Origin of the sequence: Amycolatopsis orientalis DSM 43388 (genome assembly GCF_000411975.1) — a bacterium.
Lineage (GTDB): Bacteria > Actinomycetota > Actinomycetes > Mycobacteriales > Pseudonocardiaceae > Amycolatopsis > Amycolatopsis orientalis_D.
Genome location: NZ_ASXG01000182.1, coordinates 92,236 through 105,491, shown reverse-complemented (window position 1 = coordinate 105,491; position 13,256 = coordinate 92,236). Strand labels below are relative to the sequence as shown.

The window sequence follows — 13,256 nt, the reverse complement described above, 5'->3', positions numbered from 1 at the left end:
GCCTAGACGTTCGATCGATCGATCGATAGTGTCGGAGGCATGCAGGTGGACGCGGTGTACGAGAACGCCAGGCTGGTCACCGGCGACACCGCGCTGGCGGTGCTGCACGGCCGGATCGTGGCGCTGGGCGACGACGCGCGCGAACTGTCCGCCCGCCGCCGGGTGGACCTGGGCGGGGGGTTCGTCGCGCCCGGGTTCCACGACGCGCACAACCACATGGCCTGGTTCGGCATGGGCCTGGACGACGTGCCGCTCAGCGACTGCCGCAGCGTCGACGAGGTGTACGACGCGGTGGCCCGGCGCGCGGCCGAGCTGCCCGCCGGGAGCTGGGTCGTCGGCAGCGGCTACGACCAGAACAAACTCGCCGGCGGCGAGCACCCGGACCGGCACGGCCTCGACCGCGCCGCGCCCGGCATGCTCGTGCGGCTCAAGCACACGTCCGGCCACATGACGCTGGTCAACTCCGCGGTGCTGGACCGGCTGGACCTCGCGAACGTCCCCGTCGGCGGCGACGTGGTGCAGGCGCCCGACGGTTCGCCGACCGGGTTGCTGCGGGAGCAGGCGCAGTTGCTGCTGCGTCCGCTGACGTACCCGACGCCGCTCGAATCGGTGGTCCGCGGCCTCGACCGGGCGAGCCAGCAGTACCTGTCCGAGGGCATCACGAGCGTCCAGGAAGCCGGGATCGGCGGCGGCCTGGTCGGCGAGACGCCCGCCGAACTGGCCGCGTACCAGCTCGCGCGCGAACGTGGTGTCCTGCGCGTGCGCAGCACGGTGATGGTCGCCGCGAGCGTGCTCCACGACCTGCCGGACGGCGCCGGCTTCGGCCTGGACCTGGGCTTGCGCACCGGCCTCGGCGACGAGTGGCTGCGCATCGGCCCGATGAAGCTCTTCGCCGACGGCTCGCTGGTCGGCCGCACCTGCGCGATGCACGAACCGTTCGACGGCGAACCGGACAACCGCGGCTACTTCCAGGTGCCCGAGGACGAGCTGGCGCGCACCATCCGCCAAGCCCACGACGCCGGCTGGCAAATCGCGACCCACGCGATCGGCGACCGGGCCATCACGGTCGTCCTCGACGCCTACGAAGCCGCCCTGGCCGCCAACCCGCGCCCCGACCACCGGCACCGCATCGAGCACTGCGCCGTGCTCCCGCCCGCGGAACTGGCCCGCCTGGCGTCGCTGGGCCTGATCGCCTCGCCGCAGGGCCGGTTCGTGAACGAACTCGGCGACGGCATGCGCGCGGCCCTCGGCGAAGCGCGGGTGCCGTGGTGCTACCGCCTCCGCAGCCTCCTCGACGCCGGATGCGTCCTGCCCGCCAGCTCGGACCGCCCCGTCGTCGACGGCGCCCCGCTGCTCGGCCTCGCCGACATGGTCCACCGCCGCACGTCCACCGGCCAGCCGTTCTCGGTCGAGGAAGCACTGACCCCGGCGGAGGCCCTGCGCGCCTATACGTACGGCTCGGCCTACGCGACCTTCGCGGAGAGCTACCTCGGCACGCTGGAGCCGGGGAAGCTCGCGGACTTCGTGGTGCTGTCCGCGGACCCACTGTCCACTGTGGAGGAAGCGCGGGTGCTCGGCACCGCGGTGGGCGGCGAGCTCCGTTACGAGGCCGGGTGAGCGCGATGCCGGTTCAGCCGCCCACGAATTCCATCGCCTCCCTCGCCACCGCGCTCCACTCCAGCGGAGACTCCGGATCCATCGCGAACCACTCCTTCATCGGGACGCCCTTGTTCGCGTCGAAGCGCACGCCGTGGCCGCCCTCCACCAGTTCGTCCACGCGCGCCTTCGGCAGCTTCACCACGAGTTCGCCGCGCACGAACATCGCGAAGATCCGCCCGTGCACCTTCAGCGCGTGCGAACCGAAGCCGCGCCCGGGCCGGGGCGGCGTGACGCCCGGGCAGAGCTGCAGCTCGTCGACCAGGTCTTCGAACCGCTCTTCAGTCATTCCCGCACCGTAGCCGCCACCACCGACAAGAAAGGGGCGCCCGATGCCCGTTCGCGACGCCGTCTTCGAGGACGTCGAGGAGATCTGCAGCCTCATCGAGGAGCACGCGGTCTACGAGGACAAACACGACCTCAAACTCGACCGCGCCGAGATGAGCGGCCACCTGTTCGGTCCGGAACCCAAGGCGTGGGTGCTGATGTGCACGCCGCCGGGACGTCCGGACGTCATCGCCGGGTTCGCTTTCTGCAGCTGGAATTTCTCCACCTGGGAAGGCCGTCCGGGGATCTGGCTGGACGACCTGTTCATCCGCCCGGAGTACCGCAGGCACGGGCTGGGCCGGGAGCTGCTCGACGCGTTGCGCGCCCGCACGACGGGACGCGTCGAGTGGGACATGCAGGCGGGCAATGCCAAGGCGGAGGCGTTCTACGCGCAGCTCGGCGCGGAGCCGGTGCCGGGCTGGATCCGTTACCGCTGGCGGCCCTGACCGGGCGACCGCGGCGGGCCGGGCCCCGTATCGTATGCGGCATGGGAGATGGTTCCGTCCGGAGGTCGTCGTCGGTCGAGGACTACGTGCGGGTGATCTACGGGCTGGTCGAACGGGGCGAGGCGGTCACCAACGCGTCGCTGGCCGGGCGGCTTGAGGTGAGCCCGTCGTCGGCGTCGGGCATGGTCACCAAGCTTTCGCAGCTCGGCCTGGTCGCGCACGTGCCCTACCGCGGCATCGAGCTCACGGCGGAGGGGCGGCAGCTCGCGCGGTCGGTGCTGCGCAGGCACCGGCTGATCGAGACGTACCTGGTCTCCGAACTCGGCTACACCTGGGACGAGGTCCACGCCGAGGCCGACGCGCTGGAGCACGCCGTCTCCGACCGGCTCGTCGAGCGGATCGCGGCCAAGCTCGGCAACCCGGTGCGCGATCCGCACGGCGATCCGATCCCGGCTCCGGACGGCAGCGTCGAGGAGCTTCCGATGCGCATCCTGGACGACCTGCCGCCCGGCGCGGTCGGCGAGATCGTCCGGGTCTGGGACACCGATCCGGACCTGCTGCGCTACCTCACCGAGCACGCGATCGGGCTCGGCGAGCGCATCGAGGTGGTCGAGCGGCAGCCGTTCGGCGGGCCGATGGTCGTCAAGGTCGGCCAGCCGCCGGACGCCGCCACGCACGCCATCGGCAAGGAGATCGCGCAGGCGTTGTCGGTCACCCTGCGCTGAGGAGCGTACGCGCGAGTGTCGCCGCCGGACGGATGTGCCGGGCCGCGCACCCGCCGACGATGGTCGGCATGACCACTACCAAGCCGTTCCGCTTCGGCATCGTCACCGGATACGCCCCCGATCTGGCGGGCTGGACCGCGCAGGCCCGCCGGATCGAGGAACTCGGGTTCGACACGATGTTCGCGACCGACCCGGTCGGCGGCCTCGACCCGCTGACGCTCGTTCCGGCCGCCGCCGCGGTCACGAGCGAGCTCACCGTCGGCACCTTCGTGCTGGCCGATCCGTTCCGCGACGCCCGGAACCTCGCCTGGCAGGCCGAGTCCCTGCATCAGGCGACCGGCGGCCGCTTCCTGCTGGGACTGGGCGTCGGGCATCCCGGCGCGGGCGAGCACGCCGCGACGCTGGGCCGCGAGTTCCTCTCGCCGGGGCAACGCGTCGCCCGGCTGGCGGAGACGATCGAGGTGCTCTCGCAGCGCACCGAGCGGCCCCGGCTATTGCTCGCGGCTTCCGGGCCCAAAATGCTCGCGCTCGCCGCGCGCACCGCCGACGTCGTCACGTTCGCCTGGGGACCGCGCACCACCGAGGAGCAGGCCGACTCCATTGTGGACACTTTTCGCTCGTTCGCGGGAGACCGGGACGTCGAATTGGCGGTGAATCTCACCGCGATCGGGGATCGGTCTTCGCCGCGGCTCGCCCGCTACACCGGGGTGGACGTGCCGCAGCTGGTCGCGGAGAAAGCTGTCACCGTGCTGCCGGAAAACCCTGACGTCGCCGGGGAAATGCTTCTCCGCTGGCGAGAGCGGTGGGGGATTTCCTGTGTCACGGTCAATTCCGGCTATGCGGAACCGTTCGCCGAGATTGCCCGGGCCCTGTCCGCACAAGGGTGAAAGCCCTTCCGATCATGCGTGGTCCGGCCTACGCTCCGAGGTTTCCCAGCGACGTGGTTCGGAGCGTGTGCGATGACCGGTCAGCGAACACCGACGATCGACCGGGGGAGTGCAACAGGGCGGGATCTCGGGCAATTGCTCGAAACCGGCCCCTTCGCCGAAGCGCTGCGCGCGGCCATCCGGGCCCGCGGGCTCGGCTTGGAACGCATCAGATATCGGCTGCGGGGAAGGGGAACCACGGTCAGTCTCGCGACCTTGAGCCATTGGCAATCCGGACGCTGCCGCCCGGAACGCCCGGAATCGTTGCGGGCCTTGCGAAATCTCGAGCAGATCCTCGGCGTCCCGGACGGGTCGCTGCGCAGGCTGCTCGGCCCGCCGCGTCCGCGCGGCCAGTTCCATCAGCCGGGCCAGCCGCTCTCCTGAGCGCGCCCGGCCGCGGCGGACGGCGAAGCGCGCAGTCGCATCCCGACGTCTGCGCGCCGCCGTCCGCCGCGTTCCCTCCAGGCCTGCGCGGCGGAGCGAAAACCGGCGGCTTCTACGATCGGACCCATGCGTGCGGTCGTGATCGAAGAGTTCGGCGTGCTTCCGGAAGTGCGGGAGGTGCCGGATCCGGTGGCCCCGGACGGCGGGGTCGTCATCGCGGTCGAGGCGACCGGGGTGTGCCGCAGCGACTGGCACACCTGGCAGGGCCACGACGCCGCGGTCCGGCTGCCGCACGTCGCCGGGCACGAACTCGCCGGCCGGATCGTCGAGGTCGGCGCGGGGGTCAAGGGCTGGGCGAAGGGCGACCGGGTGACCGTCCCGTTCGTGTGCGCCTGCGGAGTCTGCGCGCAATGCGCCAAAGGCGACCAGCAGATCTGCGACGACGAGTTCCAGCCCGGTGCGACCCACTGGGGTTCGTTCGCCGAAAAGGTCGCCATCGAGCACGCCCAGACGAACCTGGTCGCGTTGCCGGATTCGATGTCGTCGGCGGAAGCTGCTGCGCTTGGTTGCCGCTTCGGCACGGCTTTCCGCGCAGTGTTGCGCCAGGGCGGCGTACGCGCGGGGCAGTGGGTGTCGGTGTATGGCTGTGGCGGCGTAGGCATCTCCGCGGTCCTCCTGGCAGCCGCTGCCGGTGCGAAGGTGGTCGCGGTCGACGTTTCGCCGCAGGCGCGCGCGTTGGCGGAGCGTTCTGGTGCCGTGCTGAGCGTCGATGCCAGTGCGTTCGATGGGCCGGAAGCACTGGCTGCGTACGTTCGTGAGCGCACTGAAGGCGGTACGCACGTGTCGCTGGACTGTCTCGGTTCCCCGGCCACCTGTGCGGCTTCGGTGGGCAGCTTGCGCAAGCGCGGCCGACACGTGCAGGCCGGGCTGATGCCGCCCAGTCAGGGCGTTCCGCCGATCCCGATGCATCGGGTGGTGGGCGGCGAACTGGAGATCGTCGGGATTCACGGGCTGCAGGCGTACGAATACCCGGAATTGCTCGGGGTGGTGGAGCGGTCCGGCATTGATCTGGCCGGGTTGATCGGCACGCGGATCGGGCTCGACGGGGTGCCAGCGGCGCTCGCCGCGATGAGCGACCCGGTGCCTGCCCGGGCCGGGGTGACCGTCGTCGAGTTCGGGTGACGAATGGCGACCGGCAACCGAGTCCGAGTTGTAGCTGACGAAGGTCTGGCGGGACCCGTGGCGGTGTGGAATTCTCCGAAGCTTGGCGGCAAGTGGCGAGGGGAATCCGCCGCAGGAGCGCCCGGCCGGGTGACTCCTGCGGCCGCCGGCCATGGAGCGGCGTGATGGAGCTGCTGCCGCGCCCGCGCCGAGAAATCGCACCCGGAGCAGTGCACGTTCCGGATTGGCTCGCCTTCGAAGAACAACGCGACCTCGTCGCGGCCTGTCGAGGCTGGCGCGGCTACCGGTCGACCCGGCTGCCGGGCGGCGGGGTGATGTCCGTGCGCACGGTCTGTCTCGGCTGGCAATGGCGGCCGTACCGCTATGACCGGCTGCGCGAGGACGGTTCACCGGTGGAGCCGTTCCCGGAGTGGCTGGCCGATCTCGGCCGCCGTGCGCTCGCCGACGCCTACGACCGGCCAGCCGACGATTACCAGCCGGACGTCGCGCTCGTGAACTACTACGACGCCACCGCGAAAATGGGCATGCACCAGGACAAAGACGAGCGTTCGACGGAGCCGGTGGTGTCCCTGAGCCTCGGTGACGCGTGCGTCTTCCGCTTCGGCAACACCGAGCACCGCAACCGGCCGTACACCGATGTCGAACTGCGCTCGGGCGACCTGTTCGTGTTCGGCGGCCCGGCCCGGCTGGCGTTCCACGGGGTGCCGAAAACCCTGCCGGGCACGGCGGATCCGGATCTCGGCCTGACCGGCAGGCTCAACCTGACGCTGCGGGTGTCGGGGAGGTGAACCGGATCCGCTGCCCGGGCCGGAGCTGGGCGGCGAGGTCCAGGTCGTCCTCGTCCACCACCGCGGCGACGGGGTAGCCGCCGGTCACCGGATGGTCGGCGAGGAACAGGATCGGCACCCCGGACGGCGGCACCTGCAGCGCGCCCGGCACGGCGGCCTCCGGAGCCAGTTCGCCGACCCGGGCTCGGGTCAGTGCCGGACCGTCCAGCCGGACGCCGACCCGGTCGAGGTCATTGGTCACCGTGTAGGTCCCAGTAAGCAAAGTGGACAGTGCGGACGGGGTGAACCAGTCCAGCCGCGGTCCGGGCTGCAGGCGCAACACGGGTTCTTCCGCGAGCTGGCGCAACGGGGCCAGGTCGACACAAGGGTTGCCCTGCACCACCGAACCGATCGGCAGCGACCTGCCCGCGGCGAGGACGGGCGGGCCGAGTTTGCCCAGCGTGTCGGTGGCTCGCGCGCCGAGTACCGGTGGCACGTCGATCCCGCCGCGCACCGCGAGGTAGCTGCGCAGCCCGAGCGACGCGACGCCGAGTTCGAGTTCCTCTCCCGGGCGAAGGTGGATCGGCGCGCCGACCCCGGCGGCCCTTCCGCCGGCCCGAATCGGCAGTTGCGCGCCGGTGACCGCGACGACGGTGTGCTCGGAGACCCGCAGCCGCAGACCGCCCAGGGTGACCTCCAGTGCCGCGTGCGTTTCGGGATTGCCGACGAGCCGGTTCGCCAGCTTCAGCGCACCCCGGTCGGCCGCGCCGGAACGGCCGACGCCGACGGCCGCGTACCCGGGCCGGCCGAGGTCTTGCACGGTCGCGAACGGACCGGGCGCGAGGATCTCGATCTTCCCGGTCACCGAATCTCCTCGAACCGCACTCGGGTGCCGGGGACCAGCAGGTTCGGCTGCTCGCGGTCGACGTTCCACACCTCCGCGTCGCTGTGCCCGAGCAGATGCCAGCCGCCGGGCGACGGATGCGGATAGATCGCGCTGTACTCGCCGGCGATCGCCACCGCACCCGCTGGCACGCGCGTGCGCGGCGTGCTGCGGCGCGGCAGGTGCAAGGCCGGGTCGAGGCCGGTCAGGTAGGCGAAACCGGGCGCGAAACCGCAGAACGCCGCGACGTAGGCGGTCGCCGAATGCCGTCGCACCACCTCGGAAACCGACAGTCCGGTGGCTTCGGCGACGTCTGCCAGGTCGGCACCGTCGTACCGCACCGGCAGGGTGACGGTCTCCGCCGAGCGCTCGGATACGTCCACTGTGGACAGCGAAGCCAGCGAACGGGTCAGCGTGGCGGAATCGGTGCGGGTCCGATCGAACCGGACCAGCAGGGTGCGTGCGGCGGGGACCAGTTCGACGACGCCCTCGGGCTGGGCGGCTTCGCAGGCCGCCTGGAACCCGAGCACGTCGTCGACCTCCACGAGCAACGCGGAACGGCCGTAGCGCAACACAGTGCTCGGCTGGCTCACACGAACGACCTCAGCACCACGCCGGATTCGGTGAGCAGCTCGCGAATCCGCCGGGCCAGCTCGACCGCGCCGGGCGTATCTCCGTGCACGCACAGGGAATCCGCCCGCAGCGTCAGCTTGCCGCCTTCGGCGTCGACAACCTCGCCGGTGGTCGCCATGGTGAGCGCCCGCGCGGCGACTTCGTCCGCGTCGTGCAGCACCGCACCCGGCAGCTTGCGCGACACCAGGCGCCCCTCGGGCGTGTACGCACGGTCGGCGAACGCTTCTGCGTACGCAGGCACGCCCGCCGCTTGAGCCGCGCGCAGCATTTCGGAGTCCGGAGGACACAGCAGCGCCAGATCGGTGTGATAGCGCCGTACGCCTTCGACAAGCGCAGCTGCCTGCTCCGGATCCACAGCTGCGGTGTTGTACAGCGCGCCGTGCGCCTTCACGTAACGCACGCAGCTGTGCGCCGCGCGCGCGAAGGCGTCGAGAGCGCCGATTTGGTACAGCACTTCGTCCGCGAGGTCTTCCGGAGCGATGTCGAGCGCGCGCCGGCCGAAGCCGGCCAAGTCGCGGTAGCCGACGTGCGCGCCGATCGCGACGCCGCGTTCGGCCGCGCGTTCGCACACCCGGCGCATCACGCTCGCGTCGCCCGCGTGGAAGCCGCACGCGACGTTCGCGCTGGTCACGATGTCGAGCATGGCTTCGTCGTCGCCCATGGTCCAGGCGCCGAAGCCTTCGCCGAGGTCGCTGTTGAGGTCCATGTCATCCCACCTGGTATTCGCGATCGGGTCGGTCGGTCAAGAACATGTAGCCGGGGGCGTGCGTGATGGCGAACGGCGGCTTTGACGCCATCAGCGCCGCCTGCGGGGTGACGCCGCAGGCCCAGAACACCGGCACGTCCCCGGGTTCGGCGTCGACCGGATCGCCGAAATCCGGCCGGGCCAGGTCGGCGATGCCCAGCTCGGCCGGGTCGCCGACGTGCACCGGAGCGCCGTGCACGGCGGGCATCGCGGCGGTGACGCGCACGGCCTCCTCGACCAGGGTTTCCGGAATCTGCCGCATCGACACCACCATCGGCCCGCTGAGCCGTCCGGCCGGTGCGCACTGCCGGTTCGTCACGTACATCGAGACGTTCCGGCCCTGTTCGACGTGCCGGAGCGGGATGCCCGCGGCGCGCAGCAACGTCTCGAAACTGAAGCTGCAGCCGATGGAGAACGCGACCAGGTCGCTGCGCCACACCCCGGTGGCGTCGGTGATTTCGCTGGTCAACGTGCCGTTGTGCCAGACGCGGTAGCGCGGCAGATCGGTGCGCAGATCCGCGCCGGGTGCGAGCCGCGTGCTCGGGTCGCCGGGTTCGCTGACGTCGAGCACCGGGCACGGCCTCGGGTTGCGGGCGCAGAACTCGCGGACGTCGTCGGCCCAGTCCGCGGGGACGGCGATCAGGTTCGTCTGCGCGTACCCGTCGGCCCATCCGGTGGTCGGCCGTTCGGTGCCGGCCCGGAAGAGTGCACGGGCCTCGGCCGGAGTGAGCGTCGAGGGATCGTAGGAAGTGGTCATCGCTCCACCAGTTCCTTGCCTCGCGTTTCCGGCAGCCCGAGCAGCGCGACCGCGGCGATCGCGTACCCGACGGCGCCGAGCACGATCGCCCCGCCTGCCCCGAGAAAGCCCACCACGGCGGGGAAAGCGGCACCGACCGCGCGGCCGAAGTTGTAGGTGAAGCCCTGCCCGGTGGCGCGCAGCGCGGTCGGGTACAGCTCGGCGAGATACGCGCCGAAGCCGCTGAAGATCGCCGAAGTCGAGAAGCCGAGCGGGAAACTGATCAGCAGCATCAGGCCGTTCGCCCCGTAGGGCAGCTGCACGAACAGCACGATCAGCAGCGCGGAAACGACCGAGAACAGCAGGAAGGTTTTCTTCCGGCCGAGCAGGTCGGTGAGGTAGCCGCCGCAGACGTAGCCGATGAACGCGCCCGGGATCAGCAGCGCGAAGTAGCCTCCGGTGTTGACCACGGACAGGCCGCGGCTGGTCTGCAGGTACTTCGGCATCCAGGTGAACAGCGTGTAGTAGCCGCCTTGGACGCCGGTCGCGAGGAGCGCGGCGAAGACCGTGGTGCGAAGGAGATTCGGCCGGAAGATCCCGATGAGCGAGCCCTTGACCTTCGCCGAAACCCGTCGTTCGGCGGCCTCCGGCGCGTCCTCGACGCTGCGCCGGACCCACAGCACGAGCAGCGCCGGGATGACGCCGACCCAGAACAGCACGCGCCACGCGATGTCCTGGTCGAGCACGCTGAACAGCACCGTGTAGACGAGCACCAGCAGTCCCCAGCCGACCGCCCACGCGCTCTGCACGAACGCCACCGTGCGGCCGCGGTACCGGGTCGAGCAGTACTCGGCGACCAGCGCGGCACCGACCGCCCACTCGCCGCCGAACCCGAGCCCCTGCAGGCCGCGGAAGACCAGCAGCGTTTCGAAGTTGGGCGCGAAACCGCAGAGCACCGTGAAGATCGTGTACATCGCGATGGTCAGCTGCAGCGTGCGGACGCGGCCGATGCGGTCGGCGAGCACGCCGGCTCCGACGCCGCCGATCGCCGACACGACGAGCGTGACCGTGCTGAGCAGGCCCGCTTCCCCGGACGTGATGCCGAAGTAGGCGGTGATCGCGGCCAGGCCGAAGGGAAGGGTCTGGTAGTCGAACGAATCGAGGCCGTAGCCGCCGAACGCGCCGAGGAAGGCGCGGCGGCCCTTGCGGCCGAGCGAGCGATACCAGCCGAACGGGCGGGCCGCGTTCGCGGTGCCGTCGGCGACGTTGACGTTCATAGGGCACCTCACAAGGGGACGAACTCATGGTGGCACGAGTCACCTGGCGGCTACCGTACGGATCGTTCAACAATTCCACAAGTCCCTCATTTTATTGTTCACCGTCCGATGGCTACGCTGGGCGACGTGGTCACCGACGGAGAGCCGATGGGCCTGGAAGCGGATCGCGGCCTGCTCGGCCGGACGAGCACCGCGGAACGAGTCGCCGGCGTGCTGCGCACGCGCGTTTCCGAGGGGTACTTCCTGCCTGGAGTACGGCTTTCGGAGCAGGACATCGGCAGCGCGCTCGGGGTCTCGCGCAACACGCTCCGTGAAGCCTTCCGGCTGCTGACGCACGAACGGCTGCTGGTCCACGAGCTGAACCGCGGCGTCTTCGTGCGGGTGCCGAGCGTCGAGGACGTCCGCGACATCTACCGGGTCCGCAAGCTCATCGAGTGCGCCGCGGTCCGGGAGGTGACCGAGAAGCCGGCGTCGTACGAGAAGATCGCCAGCACGGTCGCGGACGGCGATCGCGCGGCGAAGCGGGCGCAGTGGCAGGACCTGGGCACCGCGAACATCCGTTTCCACGCGGAACTGGTCGCGCTCGCCGGCAGCGAGCGCATTGTCGAGCTGATGCAGGCGCTCACCGCCGAGCTGCGGCTGGTGTTCCACGTGATGGCCGACCCGCGCCGCTTCCATGAGCGGTATCTGCCGCGAAACCACGAAATCCTGGACGTGCTCGCGACGGGCGACGGAATCCGTACCGCGGAGATGCTCGCTGTCTATCTCGACGACGCCGAAGCGCAGCTGGTCGAGGCCTACGCGGAACTGGCCGGGACCCGCTGAGAGGTTGAGCCGGACCGGCTGGTTTGCCCGGGAAGGCAGCGAGAATGGCCGATCGGGCCCACCTGTCAGCCGGAAGGGGCCACGGTGCGGGTGGTCTGGCTACCTTGGGTGCTGGGCCGGGTGAAAGTGCCGCCCCGCGCGTTGGGACCCCCAGCCGGCGCGCGGCGGGCGATGCGCGGCCGGGCGGCTGCCTTGGTTCCCGCCCGGCCCACGCGGCTTACGCGGCGGGCCGTAACCACCGGGGGGAGGGGACGGCCCGCCGTCTTCTTTCGTCCACAGTGGACGGCTACTGGTTCACCGACCATTTCTGGTTGACGTTGCCGGTGCACGTCCACAGCTGCAGTTTCGTCCCGTTGGCCGAACTGACCCCGGCCGCGTCGAGACATTTGTTCGCGTGCGGGTTGACGATGTCGTGCGCCGCGGTCACGACCCATTGCTGCGCGTCGCTGTTGTTGCAGTCGTACATCTGGACTGGCGTGCCGTCGGCGGTGCCGGAGTACTTGACGTCCATGCACTTGCCGAGCGCGCGCAGGGTCCCGTCGCTGCCGACGGTCCAGTTCTGCGCGGCGTTCCCGTTGCAGTCGGTGATCTGCAGCTGGGTGAAGTTCGCCGGATTGGCCCAGGGCACGTCGACGCATTTGCCGCCGATGCCGATGATCCGGCCGCTCGACCCGCCAGTGCTGCTCGTGGACACGTGCACGTAGTCGACGACCAGCTGCTGCGGGAATTGCGTGCTGCCGTCGGGGTCGCCGGGCCAGTCGCCGCCGACCGCGAGGTTCAGGATCAGGAAGAAGGGATGGTCGAAGACCCACCGGTTGCCGTTCAGGTCGGCCGGGGTGCGGGTTTCGTAAGCGTTGCCGTCGACCGACCAGACGATCTTGTTCGGCGACCAATCGACGGCGTAAGTGTGGAAATCGTCAGCGAAGACCGGGCCGTTGTATGCCGCGCCGATGCCGCCGGCGCCGGAGTAGCCGGGACCGTGGATGGTGCCGTGCACGGTGTTCGGCTCGCGGCCGATGTTCTCCATGACGTCGATTTCGCCGTCGCCCGGCCAATTCCCGCCGCCGAGCATCCAGAACGCGGGCCACATGCCCTGGCCGCGCGGGATCTTCATCCGGGTCTCGACGTGGCCGTAGGCCTGGCTGAACTTCCCGGCGGTGTTGAGCCGGGCGGACGTGTACTGGCACGTGCCGTACCAGCAGGTGTGGCCGGAGTTTTCGCGTTTGGCGGTGATCACCAGATGGCCCTGGCCGTCGAGCGCGCCGTTCGCGGCTCCCGCGGTGTACCACTGGCGTTCGTGGTTGTTGCCGTTGTTGTCGCCGGTTTCGTAGGTCCATTTCGACGCGTCGGCGGCGGCCCCGGCCGGGCCGTCGAAATCGTCGGTGAAACTCTCTGCGGCCGCCGCGGTCGCAGGAGCCAGCACGGCTGGAGCGGCCTGGAGGCCGAGCGCCAGGAGCGCGGCGGCGGCGAGCGCGGTGGGGAGACGTCTGCGGAAATGGGACATGCGTTGTCACCTCGGTTTCGGGGAGGAACCTAGGACGAGGGTGAACGCTTTGTTGTGGCGGGCAACAAAGTAGGAGAAGTATGCCTGGTCTGGACCTCTGCGGCAATGGTCACCGAGGGCGCCGGGATCACCTGGCCGAGGGTAAGGCTGCCCCCACCGCACTGACGCCAGCCGGCCCCATGGTTCGCCGGGGGCGCCCGTCATACGTTCGGAAGTGCCAGCCGAGAACGGACGACGGAG

General features: G+C 70.5%; 15 protein-coding genes. 8 read left to right on the top strand and 7 right to left on the bottom strand.

Going from position 1 to position 13,256, the window contains the following annotated elements; genetic code table 11:
• Positions 1–39 precede the first annotated feature (39 nt).
• Entirely contained in the window at positions 40–1,617 is a 1,578-nt protein-coding gene (locus L942_RS37805; RefSeq protein WP_037369491.1) for an amidohydrolase, read from the top strand.
• A gap of 13 nt (positions 1,618–1,630) precedes the next feature.
• On the opposite strand, the gene L942_RS45765 is transcribed toward L942_RS37805, so the two are convergent.
• On the bottom strand, positions 1,631–1,945 hold the full coding sequence (locus L942_RS45765; RefSeq protein WP_037369489.1) for a hypothetical protein: 315 nt from the start codon (positions 1,943–1,945) through the stop codon (positions 1,631–1,633).
• 43 nt (positions 1,946–1,988) lie between these two features.
• Between L942_RS45765 and L942_RS37795 the strand changes: the two genes are divergently transcribed.
• From L942_RS37795 to L942_RS37770, 6 genes are all read left to right on the top strand, one after another.
• The gene (locus L942_RS37795; protein WP_037369487.1) at positions 1,989–2,429 is read left to right on the top strand and encodes a GNAT family N-acetyltransferase; all 441 of its coding nucleotides are present in this window, start codon (positions 1,989–1,991) and stop codon (positions 2,427–2,429) included.
• 41 nt (positions 2,430–2,470) lie between these two features.
• The gene (locus L942_RS37790; RefSeq protein WP_037369486.1) at positions 2,471–3,154 is read left to right on the top strand and encodes a metal-dependent transcriptional regulator; all 684 of its coding nucleotides are present in this window, start codon (positions 2,471–2,473) and stop codon (positions 3,152–3,154) included.
• A 68-nt stretch (positions 3,155–3,222) separates the two neighbouring features.
• Positions 3,223–4,041: an LLM class flavin-dependent oxidoreductase gene (locus L942_RS37785; RefSeq protein WP_037369695.1), complete on the top strand. Its 819-nt coding sequence runs from the start codon at positions 3,223–3,225 to the stop codon at positions 4,039–4,041.
• A gap of 72 nt (positions 4,042–4,113) precedes the next feature.
• Entirely contained in the window at positions 4,114–4,464 is a 351-nt protein-coding gene (locus L942_RS37780; RefSeq protein WP_037369484.1) for a hypothetical protein, read from the top strand.
• Between the two features lie 126 nt (positions 4,465–4,590).
• Positions 4,591–5,646 carry an alcohol dehydrogenase catalytic domain-containing protein gene (locus L942_RS37775; protein WP_037369481.1) on the top strand — a complete coding sequence of 352 codons (1,056 nt, stop codon included), beginning with the start codon at positions 4,591–4,593 and terminating at the stop codon, positions 5,644–5,646.
• A 164-nt stretch (positions 5,647–5,810) separates the two neighbouring features.
• Positions 5,811–6,434, top strand: a complete 624-nt coding sequence (locus L942_RS37770) for an alpha-ketoglutarate-dependent dioxygenase AlkB family protein (RefSeq protein WP_440201365.1) — start codon at positions 5,811–5,813, stop codon at positions 6,432–6,434.
• Here L942_RS37770 and L942_RS37765 read toward each other — a convergent pair.
• Genes L942_RS37765 through L942_RS37745 form a run of 5 tightly spaced genes read right to left on the bottom strand, consistent with a single transcriptional unit; the run spans position 6,403 to position 10,687 of the window.
• On the bottom strand, positions 6,403–7,278 hold the full coding sequence (locus L942_RS37765; RefSeq protein ID WP_037369476.1) for a biotin-dependent carboxyltransferase family protein: 876 nt from the start codon (positions 7,276–7,278) through the stop codon (positions 6,403–6,405). The genes L942_RS37770 and L942_RS37765 overlap by 32 nt on opposite strands.
• Positions 7,275–7,889 carry a 5-oxoprolinase subunit B family protein gene (locus L942_RS37760; protein ID WP_200863052.1) on the bottom strand — a complete coding sequence of 205 codons (615 nt, stop codon included), beginning with the start codon at positions 7,887–7,889 and terminating at the stop codon, positions 7,275–7,277. The genes L942_RS37765 and L942_RS37760 overlap by 4 nt, the downstream gene beginning before the upstream one ends.
• Complete coding sequence (locus tag L942_RS37755) at positions 7,886–8,635, bottom strand: LamB/YcsF family protein (RefSeq protein WP_037369473.1); 750 nt, start codon at positions 8,633–8,635, stop codon at positions 7,886–7,888. The genes L942_RS37760 and L942_RS37755 overlap by 4 nt, the downstream gene beginning before the upstream one ends.
• 1 nt (position 8,636) lies before the next feature.
• Complete coding sequence (locus tag L942_RS37750; protein WP_037369471.1) at positions 8,637–9,431, bottom strand: putative hydro-lyase; 795 nt, start codon at positions 9,429–9,431, stop codon at positions 8,637–8,639.
• Positions 9,428–10,687 carry an MFS transporter gene (locus L942_RS37745; RefSeq protein ID WP_037369468.1) on the bottom strand — a complete coding sequence of 420 codons (1,260 nt, stop codon included), beginning with the start codon at positions 10,685–10,687 and terminating at the stop codon, positions 9,428–9,430. Before L942_RS37745 ends, L942_RS37750 begins: the two co-directional genes overlap by 4 nt.
• A 108-nt stretch (positions 10,688–10,795) precedes the next feature.
• Here L942_RS37745 and L942_RS37740 point away from each other — a divergent pair, with 108 nt between their 5' ends.
• Positions 10,796–11,512 carry a GntR family transcriptional regulator gene (locus tag L942_RS37740; RefSeq protein ID WP_440201364.1) on the top strand — a complete coding sequence of 239 codons (717 nt, stop codon included), beginning with the start codon at positions 10,796–10,798 and terminating at the stop codon, positions 11,510–11,512.
• Positions 11,513–11,798: 286 nt separating this feature from the next.
• Here the strand turns inward: L942_RS37740 and L942_RS37735 are convergent, their stop codons facing one another.
• The gene (locus tag L942_RS37735) at positions 11,799–13,016 is read right to left on the bottom strand and encodes a glycoside hydrolase family 16 protein (RefSeq protein WP_037369465.1); all 1,218 of its coding nucleotides are present in this window, start codon (positions 13,014–13,016) and stop codon (positions 11,799–11,801) included.
• Between the last annotated feature and the right edge of the window lie 240 nt (positions 13,017–13,256).

Bases quoted from the DNA above. Each gene is read 5' to 3' on its own strand.
- L942_RS37740 (WP_440201364.1), top strand. From the start codon at position 10,796: ATGGCTACGCTGGGCGACGTGGTCACCGACGGAGAGCCGATGGGCCTG.
- L942_RS37745 (WP_037369468.1), bottom strand. From the start codon at position 10,687: ATGAACGTCAACGTCGCCGACGGCACCGCGAACGCGGCCCGCCCGTTC.
- L942_RS37795 (WP_037369487.1), top strand. From the start codon at position 1,989: ATGCCCGTTCGCGACGCCGTCTTCGAGGACGTCGAGGAGATCTGCAGC.
- L942_RS37780 (WP_037369484.1), top strand. From the start codon at position 4,114: ATGACCGGTCAGCGAACACCGACGATCGACCGGGGGAGTGCAACAGGG.
- L942_RS37790 (WP_037369486.1), top strand. From the start codon at position 2,471: ATGGGAGATGGTTCCGTCCGGAGGTCGTCGTCGGTCGAGGACTACGTG.
- L942_RS37805 (WP_037369491.1), top strand. From the start codon at position 40: ATGCAGGTGGACGCGGTGTACGAGAACGCCAGGCTGGTCACCGGCGAC.
- L942_RS37750 (WP_037369471.1), bottom strand. From the start codon at position 9,431: ATGACCACTTCCTACGATCCCTCGACGCTCACTCCGGCCGAGGCCCGT.
- L942_RS37770 (WP_440201365.1), top strand. From the start codon at position 5,811: ATGGAGCTGCTGCCGCGCCCGCGCCGAGAAATCGCACCCGGAGCAGTG.
- L942_RS37785 (WP_037369695.1), top strand. From the start codon at position 3,223: ATGACCACTACCAAGCCGTTCCGCTTCGGCATCGTCACCGGATACGCC.
- L942_RS37735 (WP_037369465.1), bottom strand. From the start codon at position 13,016: ATGTCCCATTTCCGCAGACGTCTCCCCACCGCGCTCGCCGCCGCCGCG.
- L942_RS37755 (WP_037369473.1), bottom strand. From the start codon at position 8,635: ATGGACCTCAACAGCGACCTCGGCGAAGGCTTCGGCGCCTGGACCATG.
- L942_RS37775 (WP_037369481.1), top strand. From the start codon at position 4,591: ATGCGTGCGGTCGTGATCGAAGAGTTCGGCGTGCTTCCGGAAGTGCGG.
- L942_RS45765 (WP_037369489.1), bottom strand. From the start codon at position 1,945: ATGACTGAAGAGCGGTTCGAAGACCTGGTCGACGAGCTGCAGCTCTGC.